At 68.1% G+C, this 23,330-nt stretch carries 15 protein-coding genes and 2 pseudogenes; all 17 read right to left on the bottom strand.

From position 1 onward, the window contains the following. Positions 1 to 312 precede the first annotated feature (312 nt). The 17 genes and pseudogenes from CES90_RS46260 to CES90_RS46180 all read right to left on the bottom strand — a co-directional run bounded on the left by CES90_RS46260 (position 313) and on the right by CES90_RS46180 (position 23,077). Positions 313 to 3,282 carry an NHLP bacteriocin export ABC transporter permease/ATPase subunit gene (locus CES90_RS46260; protein ID WP_189787996.1) on the bottom strand — a complete coding sequence of 990 codons (2,970 nt, stop codon included), beginning with the start codon at positions 3,280 to 3,282 and terminating at the stop codon, positions 313 to 315. Then, a complete protein-coding gene (locus tag CES90_RS46255) occupies positions 3,282 to 5,441 on the bottom strand; it encodes an NHLP family bacteriocin export ABC transporter peptidase/permease/ATPase subunit (protein ID WP_189787997.1) in 2,160 nt (719 codons plus the stop codon). The genes CES90_RS46260 and CES90_RS46255 overlap by 1 nt, the downstream gene beginning before the upstream one ends. Then, a complete protein-coding gene (locus CES90_RS46250; RefSeq protein WP_189787998.1) occupies positions 5,442 to 6,107 on the bottom strand; it encodes an HlyD family efflux transporter periplasmic adaptor subunit in 666 nt (221 codons plus the stop codon). A 140-nt stretch (positions 6,108 to 6,247) separates the two neighbouring features. Then, on the bottom strand, positions 6,248 to 7,552 hold the full coding sequence (locus tag CES90_RS46245; RefSeq protein WP_189787999.1) for a SagB/ThcOx family dehydrogenase: 1,305 nt from the start codon (positions 7,550 to 7,552) through the stop codon (positions 6,248 to 6,250). A 10-nt stretch (positions 7,553 to 7,562) separates the two neighbouring features. Continuing rightward, positions 7,563 to 9,830 carry a TOMM precursor leader peptide-binding protein gene (locus CES90_RS46240; protein ID WP_189788000.1) on the bottom strand — a complete coding sequence of 756 codons (2,268 nt, stop codon included), beginning with the start codon at positions 9,828 to 9,830 and terminating at the stop codon, positions 7,563 to 7,565. A gap of 21 nt (positions 9,831 to 9,851) precedes the next feature. Next, complete coding sequence (locus CES90_RS46235) at positions 9,852 to 10,220, bottom strand: hypothetical protein (RefSeq protein WP_229914441.1); 369 nt, start codon at positions 10,218 to 10,220, stop codon at positions 9,852 to 9,854. Positions 10,221 to 10,326: 106 nt separating this feature from the next. Beyond that, a complete protein-coding gene (locus CES90_RS46230; RefSeq protein WP_189788001.1) occupies positions 10,327 to 10,806 on the bottom strand; it encodes an SET domain-containing protein-lysine N-methyltransferase in 480 nt (159 codons plus the stop codon). A gap of 6 nt (positions 10,807 to 10,812) precedes the next feature. Then, positions 10,813 to 11,271, bottom strand: coding sequence for an SET domain-containing protein-lysine N-methyltransferase (locus CES90_RS46225; RefSeq protein ID WP_189788002.1), 459 nt, complete (start codon positions 11,269 to 11,271; stop codon positions 10,813 to 10,815). A 245-nt stretch (positions 11,272 to 11,516) separates the two neighbouring features. Beyond that, a complete protein-coding gene (locus tag CES90_RS46220) occupies positions 11,517 to 11,657 on the bottom strand; it encodes a hypothetical protein (protein WP_189788003.1) in 141 nt (46 codons plus the stop codon). A gap of 803 nt (positions 11,658 to 12,460) precedes the next feature. Further along, positions 12,461 to 14,131: pseudogene (locus tag CES90_RS46215) on the bottom strand (hypothetical protein); the annotation flags it as partial. Next, a pseudogene (locus CES90_RS46210) lies at positions 14,124 to 14,543 on the bottom strand (IS607 family transposase); the annotation flags it as partial. The pseudogenes CES90_RS46210 and CES90_RS46215, both read right to left, overlap by 8 nt. A gap of 562 nt (positions 14,544 to 15,105) precedes the next feature. Beyond that, the gene (locus CES90_RS46205) at positions 15,106 to 17,328 is read right to left on the bottom strand and encodes a right-handed parallel beta-helix repeat-containing protein (RefSeq protein ID WP_232791436.1); all 2,223 of its coding nucleotides are present in this window, start codon (positions 17,326 to 17,328) and stop codon (positions 15,106 to 15,108) included. Positions 17,329 to 17,546: 218 nt separating this feature from the next. Then, positions 17,547 to 18,425: a sugar phosphate isomerase/epimerase family protein gene (locus CES90_RS46200; RefSeq protein ID WP_208921680.1), complete on the bottom strand. Its 879-nt coding sequence runs from the start codon at positions 18,423 to 18,425 to the stop codon at positions 17,547 to 17,549. Positions 18,426 to 18,429: 4 nt separating this feature from the next. Next, positions 18,430 to 19,602 carry a substrate-binding domain-containing protein gene (locus tag CES90_RS46195; protein WP_208921678.1) on the bottom strand — a complete coding sequence of 391 codons (1,173 nt, stop codon included), beginning with the start codon at positions 19,600 to 19,602 and terminating at the stop codon, positions 18,430 to 18,432. A gap of 22 nt (positions 19,603 to 19,624) precedes the next feature. Further along, positions 19,625 to 20,596, bottom strand: a complete 972-nt coding sequence (locus CES90_RS46190) for an ABC transporter permease (protein WP_208921676.1) — start codon at positions 20,594 to 20,596, stop codon at positions 19,625 to 19,627. Position 20,597: 1 nt separating this feature from the next. After that, positions 20,598 to 21,569, bottom strand: coding sequence for an ABC transporter permease (locus CES90_RS46185; RefSeq protein WP_208921674.1), 972 nt, complete (start codon positions 21,567 to 21,569; stop codon positions 20,598 to 20,600). Continuing rightward, on the bottom strand, positions 21,566 to 23,077 hold the full coding sequence (locus CES90_RS46180) for a sugar ABC transporter ATP-binding protein (protein ID WP_208921672.1): 1,512 nt from the start codon (positions 23,075 to 23,077) through the stop codon (positions 21,566 to 21,568). Before CES90_RS46180 ends, CES90_RS46185 begins: the two co-directional genes overlap by 4 nt. Between the last annotated feature and the right edge of the window lie 253 nt (positions 23,078 to 23,330).

The raw sequence follows: 23,330 nt of genomic DNA, 5'->3' as shown, positions 1-23,330 counted from the left end.
TCATGAAGCGTTGGTCGGTGCTTTTGATCAACGGTATGGACTGATCGAGCACCTTATTGGCCTCGAGTTCGGCTTCACTGGCCACGCGCAGGGGAGTGCTCTCGATCTTCGCCAGACCCGCTGCGTCGGCTGTCGAGTTGACCTTGTTGTTGCCGACGTCGTAGGCGGTGAGCACCCTGTCCGCCTCGGTGGTGGACACGATGGGTGGCGACGCGGGCGCGGCGTCGGCAGAGGGCGTGGCAGAACCGCACCCGGCGAGCGGAAGGACACACACCAGCACGAGACCGGCGACCAAGCACTTGTTCCTCATGGTTACTCCTTGTGGGGCAACGCGTCTGGTTGGGCCTCAGGCATCTGGCGACGGACGAGGTGGTGGAAAATGCTGTTCGGGTCACCGAGGAGCTCCGCGGGGCTGTCGCACTCGGCGACTCGGCCCTCCGACAGCACGATGACCTTGTCGGCGTCGAGCACCGTGCTCAGCCGGTGGGCAATCACGATCCTGGTGGCGTGCAACCTCTTGGTGCTGTCGGTGACCACGCGCTGGGTCTCGTTGTCCAGCGCGCTGGTGGCCTCGTCGAAGAAGAGGATGCGCGGCCGCCGGATCAGGGCCTGCGCGATCACCAGGCGCTGGCGCTGGCCACCCGACAGTGTCGCCGACTCGCTGAGGACCGTGTGCATCCCCATGGGCATGGCCTCTATGTCCTCACGCAGACCGGCCATCTCGGCGGCCTCCCACGCCTCCTCGACGGAGAAGTTCTGTGCTCCCGCGATGGCTTGGAAGATCGTGCCCGTGGGGGTCTTCGCGCTCTGCAGCACGACGCCGCACTGCCTGCGGACCGCGGCGATGTCCAAGGACGACAGGTCCTGGCCGTCGTAGAGGATCGTGCCGCTGGTGGGCTTCTCGAAGCCGAGCAACAACCGCAGCAGCGTGGACTTGCCACAGCCGCTCGGCCCGACGATCGCAACGAATTCGCCCGGCTCCAAGCTGAAGGACACATCGGTCATCACCGGCGGCGCGTCCTCGGAGTAACCGAACGAGAGGTGGTTGACCTCGATCTTGCCCGACAGCTCGCCGGGCACCGCGCTGTCCTCGGACACCTCGAGCGGCTCGGTGAGCACCGGCTTGAGACGGCGGAACATCGGGACAACGGCGACGATCGACGTGATCGAGTTCGTCACCTGCATCATCGAGGCCAGCATGATCGAAAATGCGGTGCTGCACGCCAGGAACTGCGCCGCGCTCAGCTGCCCCACGGCTGAGCCGGCCACGATGAGGTAGAGCACGAGTGTGCACAGCGGCACGTATCCGGCGTTGAACGCGGTGATCAGGTTCTGGTAGTGCGCGATGCGCTTCTGGTAGTCCTTGCCCCGCACGAAGTCCGCCGCCCAGTCCGCGTAGGCGTGGTTCTGGGCCGCGGCCACTCGCAGCTTGGCCAAGCCGCGCAGGGTCTGGAACACCTTGTTGGACAGCCGGTAGTTGACCTCGAGCGACTTGCTCTGCCAGCGCATCTGGCGAACGCCGAGGAAGACGAAGACAGCGGTGCTGATCGCGAGGAACACGCCGGCCAGCAGTGCCAGCCGCACGCTGTAGGCGAACAGCAGCCCGAAGTTCGCCACAGCGAGCACCGTGGAGTGCAGGACGACCGAGGTGCTGCCTGCCAGCACCGCCTTGATCTGCTTGATGCCCAGCGCCGCGCTGGCGAGCTCGCCGGTGGAGTGGCGCGCGAAGAATGTCGTGGGCAGCCGGAGCAGGCGATCCCACACCGCGGCTTGCAGGGTGGACTCGAAACGGCCTTCCACACGCAGCAGCGCGAGGTCCTCCAGCAGCAGGAACGCGGCGGAGGCGAGGCTGGCGGCGACCAGGCCGAGGCAGAGCTGGACGATGAGCTCGCTCTCACCGTTCGGCACGAGGCTGCCGAGTACCTCTCCGGTCGCGATCGGTATGAGCAGCCCGAGCAGGACCGCGATAAGCATGCTGGCCGCCATCCTCCGCAGGTCACGCAGGCTTCCCCGCAACCCGAACAGCAGCAGCCGCAAGGTCGACACAGGCTGCTCCGGCAGCGACGGGTAAAACATCACCGCCAGCTCGCTGATCTCCGACGCGACGCGCTGGGTGATCGGAGTGCTCTCGCCGGTAACCGGATCCACCGCCTGGTATCGGCCCGATCGCCAGCGCAAGGCGATCGGCGCCTTCTCGTCGCCTCGGTGACCGACGAGAGGGCCGATGTCGGTGCGCCACCACGTGCCCTTGAGCGCGATGGTGCGGGTGCGGATGCGCGAGCGGACCGCGATCCGCTCGATCGGGCCCACCTTGCCCGAGACCTCCTGGCCTCCGGGCGCGCTGATGGTGAGGCCGAGGTCGTCGGCCACCAGCTTGCATGCGGCGAACGTCGGGTCGTCCTGATTCAGCGACAAGGTGGCCAGCGAGTCCAAGTTCGGCTGGATGACCGCGTGCAGCGCGTGGTCGGCCTTGTCCCGAGCGGTGTTCCCGGCCTGCCTGCTCATGGTGTTGCGGTCTTCGGACACCTGCTCGCGGCGCTCGACCGCGCGGTCCACGGTGTACAGGGCCCGCATCTGGACCTTGATCAGCGCTTCCCACAGCTCACCGCGGGCGAGCATGCCTTCGGTGTCGTTCACCCGAACCTGTGCGTAGGACTCGCTGGAGAGCCATCCCTGCTCGGACAGCGTGACCGAGTCCCCGGCTTCGCGGTCGCGGAACGCGGCCAGCCCGCCGGCGCGAATGCGGCCCTTGAGCACGTCGACCCACAGGATGCCGCCGCTCGGGCGGGCGTTCTGTCCGGCGCCCAGTTCAAGTTCGGTGCCGGGCTGCAGCGACAGAAAGTCCCGTGGCGGCAGGCCCTCCCCGGCGAAGTCCAGTAGGGGGGCCAGTCCGAGGTCGATGCCCTTCGCCAGAGCGCGCTCCTCCGTGGAGAGGCCGTCGGCGTCCCGGTGGGCGATCCACTGCTCGCGTTGTGCCACGACGAGTTCGCTGATCCTGATTCGGCGCAGCGCGGCGTCCTCCAGCGGTCGGACGACGAGCTTGTGCCGAGGCCCCTGGATGGGCGCACACAGGACAGTCCCTGCCTCGAGGGTCCCGACGTGGTGCCAACGGCCGCCGGTGGTGTGCACGGCGAACAAGTCGAACGAACCCCCCGTGACCAGCCACAGTGTCTTCGAGGCTGCCAAGGGGATACTCCCTGCGTCGCAGGCAACGGCCTCGCCGAGGCGCTCCAGTGGCGACGCGCTGTCCGGCCCGGCGGCACGGGTGAGAGTGAAGGTCATCAGTGCTCCCTGATCAACTCGGCGTACGGCCCGCCTGCCAGGACGAGGTCGTCGTGCTTACCCCGTTCCACGACGCTTCCCTTGTTCAGCACCAGGATTTCGTCGCTGTCGCGGATGGTGGACAGCCGGTGCGCGATCACCACGGTCGCGCAACCGCGTCGCCGGAGGTTGGCGGTGATGCGCCGCTCCGTCTCTGCGTCCAGCGCGCTGGTGGCCTCGTCGAGCACCAGCACGCTCGGCGCGCGGACGAGCGCCCTGGCGATCTCCAGGCGCTGCCGCTGGCCGCCGGAGAAATTGCGGCCGTCCTCGAGTACGCGGCTGTGGATGCCGCCCTTGCGGCCGGAGACCACGTCGTAGACTTCGGCGTCCTTCAGCGCGGCGACGACCTCGTCGTCGTTGATCGTGGTGTCCCACAGTGTCACGTTGTCCCGCACGGTGCCCTCGAAGAGGAAGATCTCCTGATCCACGAACGCCACCGACGCGGCGAGGACACTGCGGGGGATGGCTGTCCTGGGCAGCCCGTCGACCAACACCGCGCCGTTCCACGGCTGGTAGTGGCCTGCCATCAGGCGGGACACCGTGGACTTGCCGCTGCCGGATCCGCCCACCAGCGCGATCTGTTCGCCAGGCCCGACCTCAAGCGTGAAGTCTGCCAGCTGCGGTACGCCCAGCGGGCTGTATCCGAAGGTCACGTCGTCGAACCGGACCCGGCCGTCCAGCTTGCGTACGCGCTCCGGTTCTACAGCCTCGTCGATGTCCTCGGGCGGGAAGTTCTCGACGTCACGCAGGCGCGCCACATCGACGCCGAAGTCCTGAATCTGCCCCATGGTGCCGGTGAGCTGGGTGATCGGGCCGGTGAACGACGTGATCAATGCTTGGAACGCCACCAGCACGCCGATCGTGATGTGTCCTTCGACCGCTTGCAGGCCACCGACCAGCAGGATCATCGCGCTGTTGAGTGCCGCGAGCGTGGGCGCGACGACCGACAGCACTGCAGTGGGCGTCGCGGTCCGCTGTTCGCCGGTCAGCACCTTCGCGTACGCTCCGGCCCACTTGCGGAAGTACTCGTTCTCCCCGCCAGTGGCCTTCAGCGTCTCGATGAGCTCAAGTCCGTTGTAGGACACGCCGATCATCGTGGACTCGTCCGCCGCGAGCTTGTGCACTCGGGTCGAGCGGAGGCGGGCGACTGTCCGCAGTGCCACCACGTTCAACAAGGCCATCGCCACACCGAGCATGGTGAGTTCGGGGTTGTAGCTCCATAGCAAGCCCGCGTACAGCAGCACGACCAGCGCGTCGACGACGACACCGCTCAGGTCGCGTGACAGCATCTGCGCCACATTCTCGTTGGAGCTCATGCGGCTGGTCAGGTCGGCGGCGCTTCGCTGGGCGAAGAACTGCAGCGGCAGCCGGAACAGGTGCCGCAGGAAGCGTGCGCTGCTGAGCGTGGCGCTGGTGATCTGTGCGCGGACCAGGAAGGACTGGCGCAACGCGGTCAGCGCGACCGTGCCCGCCACGGTGCAGGCCATCAGCAACGCGAGCGGCATCAGGATCGAGGTGTCCCCGCCCAGCAGCACATTGTCCACGTAGGCGCGGGTGAAGGCGGGGGTGGCGACGCCGAGCACCATCAGCAGCAGGCTCGCGAGCGCACCGAGCAGGACCATGCCCCCGGTGCCGCGCAACCGCGCGGGCAAACCGGCGAGGATGCCAGGGCGGCGCCCGCCGGGCTTGAAATCGTCACCCGGCTCCATCAGCAGAGCGACGCCGGTGAAGCCCTCGTCGAACTCCTCCGCGGTCAGCACCCGGCGGCCCTCCGCCGGGTCGTTGACATACACGACCGGCTTGCCCCACCGACGTCCGATGCCTTCCAGGACTATGAAGTGGTTGAACTCCCAGAAGACGATGGCTGGTGGCTTGATGCCGGCCAGTGACTCCGGTGTGAGCTGCATGCCCTTGGCGACCATGCCGTAGCTGCGCGCGGCCTTGATCAGGTTGGACGCCTTGGAACCGTCGCGGGAGACGCCGCACGCCACACGGAGCTCTTCCAGCGGCACGAAACGCCTGTAATAGGCAAGCACCATCGCGAGGCTGGCGGCGCCGCACTCCACCACCTCCATCTGGAGGACACTGGGCGTTTGGACCTTCCGGTAAGTGGTGCTCATCTACAGCACCACCCAGTCGATCGGCTTGATCGGGGGCAGGTACAGCGCCCCGTCGACCAGCGTCCGGGAGTCGATACGGAAGGGCGGACCGGACTGGGTCGACCACTCATAGCCGCTGGCAGTCTGACGCGGTAGGAGCTTCACGACGACCTTCAGCGGCTGGCCCTGGCTGGAGAACTGCTCGCCGAGCTGATCGTCGCCGAGGAAGTCCGTGATCTGCTGCCTGCTCTCGGTGAACTGGCTGATCGACTGCACCACGCCGCGCAGGACGCCGTACTCCTGTGCGGGCGCCGAGCGCACGGCGAGGTCGACCTGACTGCCCTTGCGCACCTGACCCGCATCGGTGGTGGGTACGTACAGCACCGCGACAAGCTGGTCGTTCTTGCCGTCGATCCGCTCGACCACCGCCAGCTCGGAACCAGCGGAGATCACCTGGCCGAGCTTGCCGAGCATCGCGGTGATCCGACCGCCCGTGATCGCCTTGACCACCTCGACGCGTTTGCCGACCTGGACACTGAATATAGGTGTGCCGGCGGGAAAGGTGTCGCCCTGGTCGACGTAGACACCGTTGATCTGCCCCGACACCGGGCTCTGCAGGGAGAAACTGCCCTCCGAATAGGTGAGGATGCCCGACGCGGCGACTTTGCGGGGCAACTCAGCGTTCATCGCCCAGACTCCGCCGCCGACCACCAGCACCGCGACGACTACGAGCGCGATCCAGGTGCGCGGACGAGTCAGCTCCGCAGGCGCGTCGAGGTCATCACGTTGGTTGAGCCTGTCGAGCGCTTTGCTCCGAAACCTTATAGTTACCACTGGCTACTACTCCTTTCTCTTGGTCCGACACCGACGGGGGCCGAGCCGAGCATGAACTCGCCCACGGTCGACTCCTTCGTCGCGTCCAGGCCGGTCGCGCGGGCGAACAGCCCGCTGTCGCTACCGCCGACCGCGCACGGCGCGAGGCCCATCGCGGTGGCGACGGCGTACATCGCGGCCGTCAGCACGCCGGTGTTCTTCAATGTCAGCGCGTACGCCATTGACTGGTACTTCCACATCACGCGTCCGAACCTCGCACTGATCACGAGCAGGACCTGCGGCGCGCGATCGAGGTTCGCGGCCCTGGTCGCGTGGTCGGCAAGCCGACGCACGAGCGGGCCGTCCTCGCGAACCAGGTGCAGCACGTGTCGGGCGGAGTCGTAGTGGTAGAGCCCCGGGTGCAGGCCCCGCACGGTTGTCACGACCGGGTAGATCTCCAGTTCGTGCAGTGCTCCACCGGAGGGGAAGGGACGTTCCACCAGATCCGCGACGCCGTCCGTCCACACGCGACGGATGCGGACGGTGCGGTGCAGGAACTCCGAGAGCTGATCGAGCGTCATGGGGTTCGCGTGGTCCTGCGCGCGGACCGTGCGCCCCACGACGGGCACGTCCGGCACGCCCGGCTCCGACAGCTCCACCACGGGGCCCGGGAACTCCGGCCGGTGGGCAGGCAACGGTTCGAACCGGCCTTCGGCCCAGCGCGTGCCGCCCCACGGCCGCCCGTCGTCACCCGCATGGCTGCGGGTGTGAAACCACAGCTCATGCGGACTCCACTTGGCGAGGTCGAAATCGTCATGCTCGGCCTCCGCGGGGACGAGGAACCCCTGGGCCGCCAAGACGTCCACCACGGGCGCCGCCCATGGGTACCGCGCCGGTTCGGCGAGCACGTTCAGCAGAGCGGTGTCGTGCACCTCAACGACCACACCCGTGCGGGAGGACTCCAGCACCAGCCGGTCGTCCTCGCGGTGGACGAGCGCGAACCGCGACAGGACCAGCTGTCCCCGGGTGGAACACACCATGGGGGAACCGGGGAACGACAGCAGCGGCCGCCCGTCGTGGTACATCGTCGTGCGCAGAAAACCGCGGGCGCCGAGCCGGCCCAGCAGCGCGTGCGCCCCGGTCACGTCCGGCGTCAGCAGCTCAACCAGGTCGCACGGACCCGCGGCCAGCCGGTCGAGCACGTTCCGGCTGTGCTCGCCGAGCCGTACACCGCCGAACGGGGAGAACACCCGGACCAACCCGTCCGTGTCGGGCCGTACCCGTACCCCTGGCCGCAGCGAGATCTCATTGGTGATCACGGTGGCGCCTTCACACGAAGACGCTGACGGGGTTGCACCCGTCCTCGGTCGTCGGGGTGTCGAGCCAGCCGAGCCGGACCGGGACGTCGTACAGCCTGCCGGGGCCGAGCCTGCGCCAGAAGTGCCTCAGGCCGGGGACCATGACCTTCACCACAGCCAGCTCGATGTCCGGCCGGGTCTGGTCGAGGACGATCATCTCAAGGCCGGCGCGCTGGGCGATACGCACGCAAAGCCGCACGTCCTCGGCAAGGTCCTCGCCCCCCAGGACGGGGTAGGTCGTGAGCGAGGTGGGCGCCGACGGGCTCGGGAGCAGCCAGGGCTCCTGCTCGACTCGCACGGTCGTCAGCCAGTCCACGATGGACTTGTCGTCCTCGCGGTACACGGAGCTCCCGTCGGGCCGCCGCTCGGCGACGCTCGGCAGGAACTGGTTGAGCTCGGACAGCGCGCGCAGGACCGCGATGCGCACGTCCAGATGCGCGCCGAAGCCGAGCAGCACGTCCTGCACCGGGTGGTCGACCCGCCGCGACACCGCGGCGAACGTCGGTACGCCGAGGTCGGTGGTGAGGTCGAGCACCCAGATCTCACGCCCCTGCTCGGCGTGGAACCCGCGGAGCCGGTCGACGAGCGGATCACACAGGCTGTCGAGGTCGAACCCGGGCCGCAGCGCCCTGTTGTACCACCACAGCGCGACGCCGTCGCGCTCGATGAGTTCGCAGAACCCTTGGAGCACAGCCTCTTCGATCGTGTTGCCCGCCGCGTTGCCGTTGGCATCCGGCACGCAGTACCCGTGCTCGTCCAGGTCGGGGTGGCCGAACCAGGCGTACCCGGCTGGTACCAGCCGTTCCCGCTCGTGGGTCAGCGACCAGGCGGTGCTCCAGCTGATCGGCCGGAACGGGTCCAGCGGCACAGGCACGGTGTGCAGCCGTCCGGCGGCAGGGGACGCGTTCCACCTGAGGCGGCGCTCGTACTGTTGTTCTGAGAACAGGAGCAGGTTGTTGGGCGCCACTGCTGTTTCACCGAGCGCGGCCAGGCCGGCTGTGGTGATCGGCTGGTCGCCGCGCCACACGCCGCAGTACCGCTCGAGCGCCTCGCAGAGCGCGCCTGTCCTGGCCTGTATGTCGCTGTGCCCCTTCCCGCCGCTCTGCCCACGCAGCGTGCGGCGCAGCACCTCCAGGTTGTGCGGCCGTACGGCGAAGTTGTGGCCCGCCACATAGTTGTGCGCGACGCCTTCACGCGTGCCGTCCACCGGCCGCAGGGTGCTGACGGCTCCGAGCAGCCGGCTGACGTGCTTCGCCAGCCGCCGGTGGGTTGCCTCGACCGGCACGGTCCGCCGTCCGCCCTCGAGCGCGACGGGCACGTACCCATCGGTGAGTTCGATCTTCGCGGGCACAACCGACGTAGGGCTGCCGCACGCGGGGCACTGCGGCCGGCGGACCAGCTCGTGCCGTTCGGACTCCAGCGTCGTCGTGCGTACCGACAGCAGAACCCCTTCCAGCTCCGGGAGTTTGTCGTCGATCAGCATGGCGGTGACCACGTTCGCGATGAGGTACGCGGCCAGCCCAAGGGACGCGGGCGACGCCGCGATCGAGGCTCGGACGGGTTCCTGGTCGCCCGTGGACATCCGCAGGTACTGCCCGATCGGCCGGTTGCCGTCCAGCCGTTCGGCGAGGCAATGCCAGCACCCGGTGAGTCCAGGACGGAAGTACGGTCCGACCCAGACCTCGAGACCGGTCGGTTTGGCCAGCAGCCAGGAACGGCCCTCGGCACGGAACACTGCGTCGAGCTCGGAAAGCCGGGGATCCAGGTACTCGTCGGTCACCACCACGACCGGTCCGCGCTCCGGCGACGGATCGCCCACTCGCACTCGGACACCGCAGGTCCGCAACGCGGTCACGATGTCCTCCACAGGTGGTTCCCCCACCCGCACCAGCGTCACGGTCCGCGAGGCCAAGCGACGTGCTGCCTCGGCGCCCGACACGCCACGCGCCTCCCAAGCGGCGTCGGCGTGAAGGTCGGTCACCTCACCCTCGGTGAGATGGCCGGAGGTGAAGAAGGTCGCCAGGGCCAGAACGCAGTCGGTGTAGCTGATCTCCGCGCTGGTCGCTTCGACAATGTCCGCCAGGGTGTGCGTGCCGTCCAGGTAGGGCACGACCGCCGCGGCAGCGACGCCGTGGACCAGGTGGTAACGGTCCTCCGCGATGAGGAAGACCCGCGCAGATCCGGAGGTCCTTGCCGTCAGGTGCGCCCTGAGGCGTGGCTTGTCGAACACAGGGTCCATCCAACGTGGAGTAGAGACGGCTCAGGACTGGCAGCAGCACGGGTTGCAGCAGTAGCTGGTGCCTCCACCGCCGGCGAGGCCGCCGAGTTCCTCGTCCGCGAGGTCACGGACATCCAGTTGGGGGAGCTCCGGTACGTAGAGGACGTAGTGGCCCGACCGGCGTCCGATCTCCCAGAGCTGCATCTGGGTCTGGAGATCGGGTTCCCCGTCGCGGATCCGGACGATATCGACACGCGAGCCCGCCTCGACGGCGAGCCCGTTCTCGGCGAGAACCGACACCGGGTCGGCCTCCAGCCGTAGCGAGAACTCCTCGCTCGACCACGCACCGGTGAGGATCTTGGTGTAGCCGTTGACGAAAACGGCTCTGCCATCAGGCTCCATCGGTGACATCCCGTTCTCCGTCGATTTCGATGGGCAGGCCAGAGCTGATGCCCTGAATGTCTTGCCGAGCAAGGCGGCTACGCATCCGTGAAATAACCCGTCGAGACCTCGACGGCTAAGGTACGAGATGCGTCGTGGCGAATGCCGCAGATGAGTTGTTCATAGCCACCTGGGAACGCCGCGGCACCTGGAGCGGTAGGCCGTCGGCGTCGATTGGACCGAATCCCGTGCGCGCGACCCAGTCGGGCCAGGCGTACTTGTAGGTCAGTTCCTCGCCTGGCTCGATATCACGCAGCGCGGTGAAGACGATCACGCGCTCCTCATCAGCAGCACTGTCCCAAGAGAGGTTCGGTTCGTCACAGGAGTTGTACAGAGCGCCGTACCCCAGGCAGATGGCGCCACCGCCCTTCTCCCAGTGCGGCTGAACCCAATGAAACCAACTATAGGCAAGAGCGCGCACGTGCGGAACGAATACCAGTTCGGCCGGCGGGACCAGCACCACCGGACAGCGCTCGACCACATCACCCACCCGGAAAGCACAGGTCGCAAACACCCCACGGCCATGCGCCGTGTCACGAATCTCGAGCCCGTTCATCCTCGATCACCTTCCTTCGCGGGAATTCCCCGCGCCCGCAGCGGACGCCGACTCCACGATAGGCAAACCGTCGATGTCGGTAGGCCCGAAGCCGATCTTGGCGTGCTCTTCCGACCAGTTGTAGCTGTGGGTGAGTTCCTCGCCGACCGCAATGTCGCGTTTCGCACTGAAGACGATCGCTCGAGCGCTGTCAGGGTCAGGCATCCATGTCAGATTCGGGTCGTCATCTGAATTGTTGAACAGCGAGCCGTACCCCAGACAGATCGCCGTTCCCCGCCCCGGCCAATGCGGCTCCGTCCAGGTATAGCTATAGAAAGAAAGGGCTCGAATGACCCGCCGATACTGGCACTCCGTCGGAGGAACAACCATGACAGGACATCGTTGGACCACCTCCCCTTCCTGGAAACTTCGGAGGGCGAACACGCCACGCCCGCAGGAAGAGTTACGAACTTCCAGATCACTCACGTCAGCACACCTTCCAACACGCCAGTATCGACGTGTTCACGAGCTCCCGCCGCCCCTCTCCTGGCTCCGCGGTCGCCCCCCATCGACTTGAATCCTGAATCGCCGGGCAAACCGGCCCTTTCACCGAGTGCGGTGACCCGGAACAAATACTCCAGGCCACCGCGCACGACACAGTCGACCAGGCGGACAACCGGCAGATACAGAGCCGACCGCAGCTTTACCCGGCGACCTCCCCAGGCACGGGACTAACGCTTAGCGTGCTTGTCCCAATTCCCGGTGTTCTTTTCATCAAACTTTCCGTTGCCGCCGGCAACGCCGTCGAGATCTTCCTCGACAAGCTCCACACTCACGTCGGCCTCGTAGTCATTTTCGTCTGCAGCACCCATGATTAACCTTCTCTTTCTGGGATTTCTTGACGGAGAACCGCCCTGACACCGAGAACGTTAGATTCCTGCGGCGCGGGACTAGCGCCGGGGCGGCGCCGACGGAGCCTGCGGAGGGCCGTTTGAGATAATAGGTCTGGGGCCCCCCGAACCGGAGCCCCCCGAACCGGGCGGCGGAAACGTGACGGGAGGGGGGGCCCACCCGCCGGCAACGCCGTCGAGATCTTCCTCGACAAGCTCCACACTCACGTCGGCCTCGCGGCCATTTTCGTCTACAGCACCCATGATTAACCTTCTCTTTCTGGGATTTCCTGACGGAGAACCGCCCTGACACCGAGAACGTTAGATTCCCGCGGCGCGGGACTAGCGCCAGCCCGACACCATCGGCGCCGACCCACCGCCTGAGGAGGGCTGACCAGATCCGCTGCCCTCCGAACCGGGATTAAACCTGATGGGAGGGGGGCCCCACCCGCCGGCAACGTCGTCGAGATCTTCCTCGACAAGCTCCACACTCGCGTCGGCCTGGCTGTCATTTTCGTCTACAGCACCCATGATTAACCTTCTCTTTCTGGGATTTCCTGACGGAGAACCGCCCTGACACCGAGAACGTTAGATTCCTGCGAACTCTTCGGCATTGGGCTCCGAGCCCAATGCCGAAGCTTTGGGCTCGGAGCCCAATAGAGCAGCCGTTGTTCGTCGGCTCAGAAACTGAAGACGCCGACCGCCCGGCCGACCGCGGCCACAGCACGAATCAGCAACGTGCAATCAGCTGCGGCGCAGACTTGACGGCCACACCCCAGGGGTGAGTCTTGGACCCATACCTGGTCACTGCGGACATCCCGAACGGTGTTGGGTGTCCTGGTTGCCCGCGTACTCGCCGCGTCCGGCGGCACGGATCGTGTCCGTGGTCCGGGGATGCGGGGGCGGGGTCCCTCACGCCCAGGGGCACGCTGGTCGGCCTGGACGGTCCGATGCCCGTGCACATCGCTCTGGTGTGCACGGGGCGGTGTCGTCCTCCCCCCGTGCCTTAAGGGCCTGGGAGGTACCCCCAGCCGGATCGGGTGTCCCTGGGCGCGTCGTCCGATCGCGATGCTCGCCGCATCGTGCCGGGTGGTCTTACAGGTGGGGCCGGCCATCGGCTTGCCAGTGCTGGGCGCCCCACTTGCTGGTGTAGGCCGGGTCCACTGCGATGATCGCGATACCCGTGGCGTCGGCCATGGAGGTGAGCCGGGCGCGGAGCTTGCCGGTCGGCATGCCGGAGATGAGTTGCCGGAATCGGCGCTTGCGCCCGTGCTTCTCTCTGGTTTTCTCGGCCTGGAATCGAGGTCTTCGACCGCGATGGCGTTGACGCCGCGGGTTTTGGCCCAGTTCAGCAGCCGCGTGAGGGCGTGCCGTACCTGGGCGTCGCGGTGCTGGGCGGTACCGGACAGGTCGTAGAAGAACCGGCGGGGTCGGGCGACCGGGTTGCCGTGAGTGTCAAGGCGCCATGCGGCGAGGTGGTCGGCGTTGGTGTCCACGCCGATCACGCCCTCGGCGAGAGCGGCTTCGAGTGGGACGGCCGTGGTGGGAGGGATCTGTCAGGAGGCGTCCACGTACCAGCGCCCGCGCCCGGTGTCGATGGGGGTCCCCCCGAGTGAGCGAAGCCGAGCGCGGGGGAGGATGCGGTAGGCCACGGCCCGGTTCGCCTCCACACGGTCGGCCCACTCCTGCCCCCGGTGAGCGAACCGCACCTGCGCAGCGAGTACGTACCGGCCGTGCTTGGCGTTCGCCAGGTCGGCGCACGGGGCCGGGAGCCTGATCGACACCTCGCCCTCGGGCGTGATGCGGATCGTCTCGTTGCCGAACGCTTTCCCCGACTCGCCGTCCGCCTGGAGGAACCAGCGCCCGGCTTCCCACCGCTGACGCCACTCGGTCTCGGTGAGCTGCGCCTTGTCAAGGTTGTGACGGGTGCCCAGCAGACGCTTACCGCCACGCATGACATGCACCCGGCCCGCTTCCCGGTCGGCCCGGACCTTCTCGAGCCGGTCCTCCAGCACATGCGGTCGTCGCGTCTTCTGGAACCACTCGTGCGTGGAGCGGTAGCCGCCCGGAGCCCGCTTGGTGCCCTTCTCCCCGACCGGCAGCGACAGCCGGTGCCGGATCGTCGTGATCCCGGCTTCGAGGGACTACACGTGCGCGGCCTGGCCGCGCCGGGCGAGTGCCCACTGCTCATGCGTGGCCTTCGTGATCGACCCGGCCCACCTGGACGACGACTCGGGCCGTCAGGTCCCGCTTACGGGCCGCCCACGACCCGGTGGAGTGCTCCAGGCCGTCCATGCAACGCTCTTTGAGGTCCTTCGAGGCGAGCGTGCCCAGGTGCGCCACAAGCGCAGGACCTTCTCATCCTCGGGCGTGAGGTCCCCCAGCCGGGTACGTACCGCCACACCGGACGGGCCGAGAGCGACGAACGGCGTGGCGATCGGGCGGAGGTCAGCCATGTTCGGCGGCCTCCAGTGCCTTGCGGGCGCGGTTCTTTGCCGACCTGCGCCCGTACAAGCGGGCGCAGAACGACGTCAGTAACTCCACCATGTCCCGCACCAGGTCGTCTTCGACCTCGCCGTCGTCCAGCACCAGCAGGCGACGGCCCGTCGCGGACAAGGCGGCCTCGACAAGTTCGACGTTCATCCGGCCGAGCCGGTCCTTGTGCTCCACCACCACGCAGGTCACGTTCGGGTCGGCCAGCAGACGTCGAGCCCTGGAACGGCAGCCGTTCATCCCGGAAGCGATCTCTGCCTCAACACGAACGACTCGGTGACCGGCCACCGCTGCCCACGCCGACAGCCGAGCGACCTGGCGTTCCAGATCGGTCTTCTGATCGTGCGAGGACACACGGGCATACAGGCTCAATCGATGTGCGGGAGGGCAGGCGGCAACATCCGAGCCGCGCGCGGATCGGATGGCAGTGAGACGGGCCGGTCAGGCTGATGCCGGTGTGAGGGCGACGCGGTTGCCGAGGAACTGGCGAGCGAGATCACGGGTCTTGCGGGCGTGGTGGGTCTTCGACCTGTCCGGGCAGGGCCCCGATGAGGGTTGGTTTCCTCTTGATCAGGTTGCCGTTGGCGAGGTCGACCAGCGCGGCGTGGGCGGCGCTCCGCGTCGAGGGCGTCGTCCTTGCCGTGACGGCGCCGGTCGGAGCGGTCGGGCACCGGCCTCCAGGTCCTTGCCGATACCGTCGAAGGTGTGGGTCGGGTCCGATGGATGCAGCGCGACCTCATCCGCCTTGGACTCGGGCGAGTAGACCTGCGTCACCATAAGAGATCCTCCCCGGCCCCTGGGGCCGGGCTCAGAGGTGTCCATCATTCAGGGTCAGGTCCTGGCTGCGGAACTGATCGCGCTGTGCGGACGGTAGTGATCGGCGCGGGTGGCAGGCGGCCGTTCCGCCAGACCACCCATCGTCGATGATCCGTCCCTTCTACAGGTAGGGCGGACGCGGCTTACGGCCGGCATCGCCGCCCGCGATGGCGTCCAGTTCCTCGTCGGGCAGCACCTCACCGGCGGACTCGGGGTCGGTCATGTGCTCTTCCGGGTCGGACATCATGTCTCCTCTTTGTTGGTGTGTGCCCCGGTCAGCGGACGCTGACCGGGAAATCGGTGTACGCGAGCACGACGACCGGTCGCCGGTGCAGTCCCAGAGTTGGATCTGGGTGCCGTTGGTGGTGCTGGAGCCGGGGACGGTCAGGCAGCGGCCGGACTGCGCGCCCACGATTCTCTGAGCCGTTGTCGGCGGTGGGGTGGTGTCCTGCGGTCCGGCGGACGCCATCACGTCCTGGGCGCCGGACGGCCAGTTGCCATTGGTGACCGTGACATTGCCGGAGACCACGTTGCCGCGGTCCCCGTTGGTCACGTTCGTGCTGCCGTTGGTCGACCAGTTGTTGGTGACGGTCCAGTTCCCCATGTTCTCGCCACCCCAGTAGTTGGCCGTCGCCCACGTACCGGTGTTCGAGAAGACATTGTTGGTGGCCGTGTAGTACTTCGAGCCCTCGTCGAAGTACAGCCCGAAGTGTCCGTTGGTCCGCAGGCAGTGGTTCCGGCTGATCAGCGCGCTCGGGTTCCATCCGAGCGTGTAGATGCAGCCACCGTCGTTCATCTGCTGCATGACATCGTGGATGTAGTTGCCGATGAGCCGGTTGTTGGACGCGGTGGTCGGCGTCGTGTAGCGCGGCTGGTAGTTGTACAGGCCGCGGTTGGCATAGTGGTTACTGCCGCCCGCGTCGTTGGCGCCCCAGCCGTACCCGATCGACATGCCGGAGTACGGCATGTTGTAGACCTCGTTCTGGGCGACGGTGCTGTTGGTGACGTACGTGGTCAGGACAGAGACGATGCCCCGGTGGTCCGCCCCGAGGTCGTGGATGCGGTTGTTGCTGATCGTGATGTCCCTGTTGACCATGCGCTGGTCGCTGGGGTGGTGGGCGTCGGCGCGCACGCCGCCCACGAGAATGCCACCGGCTGAGCTCCGGGCGATCTCCGACCGGGTCACCGTGATGTTGCCGGCGCCCAGGCCGACGCCGCTGGCGTGCGCGTTGGCGTCGTTGCCGATACCGATGGCCGTCTGGCCCAGGTTGACGAACCGGGAGTCGGTGAAGGTGATGGTGTTGGCGGCGGAGATCTGCACGGCGGCCGGCATCTGCAGCCAGTGTGGCCGGGCGGCCTCGAACTGCGTGCAGCCGTTGTGGCAGGAGTCGAAGCTCGGCCAGTTCCAGTTGCCGGCGATGTACGCGCCGGTCTGCTGGTCTGCGTAACCCTGGTTGCTGCTGGGGCCCAGCCAGCTCGTACCGGTGAAGGTGATCCCGCTGAACGTGATGTGGTGCGCCGGCTCGCTGTACGTGCCCCCGACGTTCACCAGCGACTGCAGCGTCGGCAGTTCCACGCTGACGGTGCTCATGTTCTGCCCGGCCAGGGGGATGTAGTACAAGGCTCCGGCCGTGGGGTTGAGGTACCACTCGCCGGGCGAGTCCAGGAACTCGTACGCGTTGGACAGGTAGAACGGACCGGCCCGGTGTGGCCGCATGAGGGTGTCGTAGCCGAAGTTGTTGTTGTTCCACGCCGGCTGCTGCATCGTGATGAAGTTCGCACTGATGCTCTGCACCGGCGAGTACCGGTCGGTGAAGGAGTTGACGCTCTCCACCTCGATCCGGCTCTGGTTGGCCAGGTTGTTCAAATAGCTCAGCGCACCGCCCGAGAACCTCATTCCGGCGCTGGAGGCCGTGAAATCGGCCCTGTTCACCTGCGTGCGTGCCCGGGTGGCGACGGCGCCGTCGACGTAGAGCTGCCGGGCATCGAGACCGGCGGGCACGTCGGCCTTCCAGATGTTCCTGGCTGCGTCGGCCACCGACCAGCCGGTGACCGCCCGGGCACCGGTGATCACCGGACGCGCCGACGGGGCGGCCTGCCACATGACCGTGTGGCCGCCTGAGCCGGAGTCCTCCGCCGTCAGCCGCAAGGGTTGAGCCAGCCGGTACACACCGTCGGCCAACTGCACCACGATGTCGTCCGACATGGCGTCGTTGAGCGATCGCACCGCCGCCTGCGCGGCTGTCAGTGAGCACGGCTGCGCGCTGGAACAGTCAGTGCCGGTGCCGGACGGCGAGACGTACACAGTGCGGGGAGCTGCGGATGCGGGCGCGGGGAACGCCATCACGGCGGTCGCGGTTAAACCGACTGTGGCGGCTCCGGCCAGGAGCCGCCTTCGTATCGTGAGAGTTGTGAACACGTTTTCTCCTTATGGCGGTTCCCGGGCCGAAGGGGATGACGGCACGGTCGATGCACAGACCGGTCGGACCGTGGTGCGGTTCCCGGTGGGCCAATTCGTATGACGTATTACGTCGTTTGAAGACCAAGGCGACCCCACCCCTGTCACCCGGTCAAGGGAGCGTTCTCCAGTCCGCGGAGGACAGTTCGGAGGTAGGACAGCCCGTCACGGGCGAGGGTGTCCTGCGACGGGGCAAGGGGCCGCCAGATCGAGGCCGCGGTAGCGATGGCCTCGTTCTGCGCGGTGAACGACTCGATGCACACCGCGCCGCCGTAGCCGGTCGTGGCCAGGCCGGCGAGGAAGCGTGGCCAGTCGAAGTGGTCGGCGCCCGGGGTGCCGCGGTCGGTGCCGCTGACCTGGACGTGCTTGATGTGCGGACCAGCCGTGACGAGCGCCTCGTAGGGGTCGGCCTCCTCGATGTTCATGTGATAGGTGTCGATCATGAGACCGACGTTCGCGGGCAGGCCGTCGACCAGCTCCACCGCCTGCTCGACCGTGTTGACGACGCTCGTCTCGTAGCGGTTGAGGGCCTCGACGCCGATGCTCACGCCCCGCTCCCCCGCGTAGTCGGCCACGGGCCGCAGGGCGCGGCGGACGTCCGCGTAGCAGGCCGCGCGCTCCACCGGTGACATGCGCCAGGTCCGCCCCACCGCGGCGTAGACCGGGCCGCCGACGCAGGGCGCGCCGACGGCCACCGCACTGTCCACACACGTTTTCAGGTACGCCACGGTGGAGGCGACGACCTCCGGCGGGGCGTTCACGAGGTCACGTCCGGGCGAGGTGACCGCACAGACGCCGACCGCGCGCAGGCCGTACGCCGCCAGCAGGTCCCGGGTGCGGGCCGGGTCCCAGTCGCCGGGTTGCTCGATCGGCAGCTCGACCGCGTCGAAACCGAACGCGGCGATCCGCGGCACCAGCTCGGCCATGGCCTCGTCGTCGACCGGCGAGGCCCAGACCCACGGGTTGACACCGATGGTGTACACCGGACTACTTCCAGCGCCGCGGGTAACCGGGCAGATCCGTGCAGCCGCACATCGCGTAGTGCAGCGGCGGCATGGTGGGGTCGACGTACTCGTCCAGGTTGTCCTGGGTGATGGTCGGCTGTGGCAGCTTCCACGGGTTCGGCACCTGCTCGCCGTCGAGGATCTTCAGCGCGGCGATGATCGGGGTGCGCCACTGGTAGGTCGGGTAGGTCGGGGCGATCGCCGTGAGCTTCTTGTCCTTCCACAGCTTCAGGAAGTCGAGCTGGTCCTCGCCGTTGATCGGCGGCACGGGCTTGCCGGCGTCCTCGAACGCCTCGACCGCCGCGCCCGCGACCGCCCCGGCGTCCATCCAGACGCCGTCGATCGTGCCGTACCGCTGGATGTAGTCGTTGACGATCTTCTTCGTCTTGGCCGGGTCGCCGTCGGTGAACTCGACGCCGACGACGTCGACGCCCGCCTTGTCGAAGGCGACCTTCGCCGCGGACCAACGGGTCTCCAGCACGTCGACGCCGGGCAGGATGCGCAGCGCGAGCACCTTGCCACCCCGCTTCATCTTCTGGGTGACGAACTCCGCCGCGACGTGGCCGAATCCGTAGCCGCCGATCGGGTTGATGAACGTCACCGGGCAGGTCGTGTCGACGCCGCGGTCGAAGACGATGACCGGCAGGCCCTTCTGGCAGGCGGCCTCCACGGCCGGGGTGAGCGTCGCGGTGGTGTTCGGCGAGACGATGAGCGCGTGGCAGCCCTTGCCGAGCAGGTCGTTGATGTCGGCGATCTGCTTCTGGTCCTTGCCTTCGGCATCGACGTGGACGAACTCGGAGATCCGGCCGCGGTGCGTGTCGACCTCGGCCTGCATGGTCTTGAAACCGACCTGGCGCCAGGGGTTGTTCAGCCCCGCGTTGGAGAAGCAGATCTTGTACGGTCCGGACTTCGTGAACTTCGCGGTCTCCACCATCGCCGGGTTGAGCGCTTGCTCCCAGGGCTTGCCGGCCGGCCCGGTGGGCGCGGCGTCCAGGAGCGCGAGCTGCTTGTCGTAGTCGGCCTGCACGAAGAACTTCGACTGTTCCCCGGTGCCCGACCCGGTGCCCGCGGAGGGCGAACTCGATGCGCCGGTGGTGGGCTCGTCGGTGGCGCAGCCGGCCAGCACCAGTAATGTGCTCACGGCCAGCACCGTCATGGAGTGCCTCACTGAATCCCCTTTATCTGGACGGGAAACGGAAGGACGCCGCCGCCACGGCGAACAGAATGATCGCGCCCTGGACGGTCGGTTTGAGGGCGCCGGAGACGCCGTAGAAGTTCATGAGCGTGAAGAGCGTCTCGAGGGTCAGCGCACCCAGCATCGCGCCGACGACCGAACCGCGGCCCCCGCCCAGAGCGACACCGCCGAGGACCGCCGCGGTGATCGCGCCGAACTCAAGGCCGGCACCGGCCTGGAACGACACTCCGCTGTACCCGCCGATAAGGACCGCCGCGAGCGTGGCGGCGAGTCCGCTGAGGACGAACGCCATGGTCTTGGCGCGCCACACGCGCACGCCGCTCAGCTCGGCGGTCCGCGGGTTGCCGCCGACGGCGACCAGGGTGCGGCCGAAGTCCGAACGCGTCAGCACCAGCGCCAGAGCGGCCGCCGCCAGCAGGATGACCAGGGCGTACGGTATCCGGCCCAGCACGGGCACGTCCTCGAACGCCGACCGACCGAGCCGGCGGAACTCCTCGGAGAGGCCGCCCTTCGGGGCACCGTTGGACCACAGGTACACGGCACCGACGAGGATCAGGAACATCCCGAGGGTCGTGATGAACGACGGCACCCGCAGCCGCGTGGTGACGAGGCCGTTGACGAGGCCGACGGCGATGCCGAACGCGAACAGGAGCACGACGACAGGCCAGCCGGCCGACGGATCGCTGTCGATCAGCCGGGCGGCGATGACCACCTGCGCGGTGACCAGAGAGCCGACGGACAGGTCCAACTCGCCGGAGACGATGACGAAGTACTGGCCGGCGGCGAGCAGGATGATCGGCGCGGAGCGGCCGAGGAACGACATCAGCGACGGCGGCGAGAGGAAGTCCGGTTGGCGGGCGGTCAGCAGAACCAGCAACACCGCCAGGATCACGATGATCGGTGCGAGACTGCCGGAGCGGAACTCAAGGAGCCGCAGTGGGCGCGCGATCCGCATGCTATGACGCCTTTCGCATCGCCCGGCGGGCGTAGACGGCGACCGCCGCGATGATGATCACGCCACGGATCACCTGCTTGAAGAACACGTCGACCTCGAGCTGGTTGAAGATGGCGTCGATGCTCGCGAGCAGCAGCACGCCGCCGACCGTGCCGGCAACGCCGCCGCGCCCGCCGGCCAGGGCGGTGCCGCCGAGCACCACCGCGGCGATCGACTCCAGGTCGTACAGTCCCTCGGTGCCCACCCTCGGTGCGCCGGCGCCGAGCCGACTGGCGAGGTAGACCCCGGCGAGGCCGGCGCAGAGGGCGCACAGCACATGGGCGGTGACGAGGACCCGGCTGCCCCGCACGCCGGAGAGCCGGGCGACCTCCGGGTCACCGCCCACGGCGATCAGGTGGTGGCCGAAGCGGGTGCGCGCCAGCACGAACCAGGCCGCGGCGGCGACGGCGAGCAGCAGCAGGAACGACAGCGGCACCGGGCCGATGCGCTGGTACCCCAGGCCCTGTACCAGGGCGGGTGCGGTCTTGCCGGCCGGGCCGTCGTATCCGTTGTCGAGGTACCCCTTCAGCAGCAGTCCGACGCCGACGGTCGCGATGAAGGGGTTGATCCGCGCTGTGGTGACGAGCAGGCCGTTGACGAGGCCGATCGTGGCGCTGACGGCGAGCGTCAGGCCGATCGCCGGCAGCAGCGCACCGTCGTCACCGGCCATGGTCTCGGCGGCGACGAGGGTGCTCAGGCTGACCACGTACGCCACGGACAGGTCCAGCGAGCCCCCGACGACGACCAGCGTCTGGCCGACCGCGACGAGGCCCAGACCGGCGGCGACGTGCAGCAGGCTCACCGTCGTCGGCAGGCTGAACAGCCGGCCGCCGTCGACCGTGACGATGAGCCAGCCGATCGCCAGGGTGAGGACCAGGGCGACGAACACGCCGGGCGGGGTCCGCCGGTCCGGCAGGGACAGCGCGCCGCTCATCCGGCCGCCTCCCGCGCGGTGCCGACCGCCAGGGCGACGACGTCCTCCTCTGTCGCGCCGGCGGGTAGCTCGCCGGCGATCCGGCCGTCGCGCATGACGATGATCCGGTCGCTCATGCCGAGCAGTTCGGGCAGCTCGGACGAGACCATCAGCACGGCGGCGCCGTCGCGGGCCAGCCGGCGGACGAGATCGTGGATCGCCGACTTGGCGCCCACGTCGATGCCCCGGGTCGGCTCGTCGAAGAGCAGGATCCGCGGGGCGAGCGCGAGCCACCTGGCCAACACGACCTTCTGCTGGTTGCCCCCGGACAGGAAACGGATCTCCTGGTCCTCCCCTGCGGCGCGAAGCTCGACGGCCGCGAGCAGCTCCCGGACCCGCGCGGTCCGGGCACCGTGGCCGAGCCGACCCGGGCGGACGGCGCGGCCGGCCAACAGCGCGTTGTCGAGCACCGACTGCTCGGCGACGATCCCCTCGCCCTTGCGGTCCTCGGAGACGTAGGCGATACCGGCCCGTATCGCGGCGCGGGGCGAGCGCAGCCGGACCGGCGCTCCGGCGACGGTCACCTGGCCGGTGCTGAACGGTGCGGCGCCGAACAGTGCGCGGGCCAACGCCGACCGGCCGGAGCCCTGCAGGCCGCCGACGCCGAGCACCTCGCCGGCGCGCAGCCGTAGGTCGATGCCGCGCAGCTTCCGGTTGCCTCCGCCCCGGACGGTCAGCCGCACCGGGCCCAGCTCCTGCGGCTTCGCCGGGTCGGGGTAGTAGCTCGACAGCTCGCGGCCGACCATGTGGCGCACCAGCTGATCGGCGCTGGTGTCCGCGGTGTCCAGGGTGGCCACCGCCCGGCCGTCCTTGAGCACGGTGATCCGGCTGGACAGGTCGAAGACCTCCTTGAGGCGGTGCGAGACGTACAGCACGCCTATCCCGTGCTCCTGCAGCCGCCGTACGAGCGCGTAGAGCTGGTCGACTTCGTGGTCGGCGAGAGCCGCGGTGGGCTCGTCCATGATGAGCAGCCGCGCGTCGAGGGCGAGCGCCTTGACGATCTCGACCACCTGTTGTTGCGCCACGCCGAGTCGTCCCACGCGCGTGTCGGGCGGTAACGAGCCCTCCCCGATCGAGGCGAGGAGCCCCGCGGTGTGGCTGAGCATCGCCCTACGGTCGACGAGCCCGCGGCGCAGGGGCTCGCGGCCCAGACAGACGTTCTCCGCGACGGTGCGCTCGGGCAGCAGGGTCAGCTCCTGGTAGACGATGCCGATACCGGCCTGTTGGGCCTCGCGCGGGCTGCGGAACGTCCGCGGTGCGCCGGCGAACTCAACCGTTCCCTCGTCGGGCTGGTAGACGCCTGACACCACCTTCATGAGCGTGGACTTGCCGGCGCCGTTCTCGCCGACGACCGCGTGCACCTCGCCCGGCCGGACCTGGAGGTCGACGCCATCGAGCACCCGCACGCCGAGGAACGACTTGCCGATGCCTCGCAGAGCGAGCAGCGGCGACGGCAGCAGGCCAGACATCGTGGGACCCTCTACATTCGCGTCGTCAGCAGGATCGAGTCACCGATAGCTGAATCGTTTGGGTACGGCCGGCATGGAATGACAACTCCCGCCCGCGAGCTGTCGTCGAATAGCCGCGGACTTTCGCCGGACGCGATGGCGACATCGCGGCCCCGAGGGTAAATGCCTCGATGAGCGCCTGGCAATACCACCGGACATCACAGTAGGACGTTTCGCCGTTCGAACTGCTCACTGTGGACCGGCGATCAGTCGA

The sequence above is a fragment of the Streptomyces capitiformicae genome, from assembly GCF_002214185.1.
In the GTDB taxonomy this organism is placed as follows: Bacteria; Actinomycetota; Actinomycetes; order Streptomycetales; family Streptomycetaceae; genus Streptomyces; species Streptomyces capitiformicae.
This window is presented reverse-complemented; position numbering and strand designations above follow the sequence as displayed.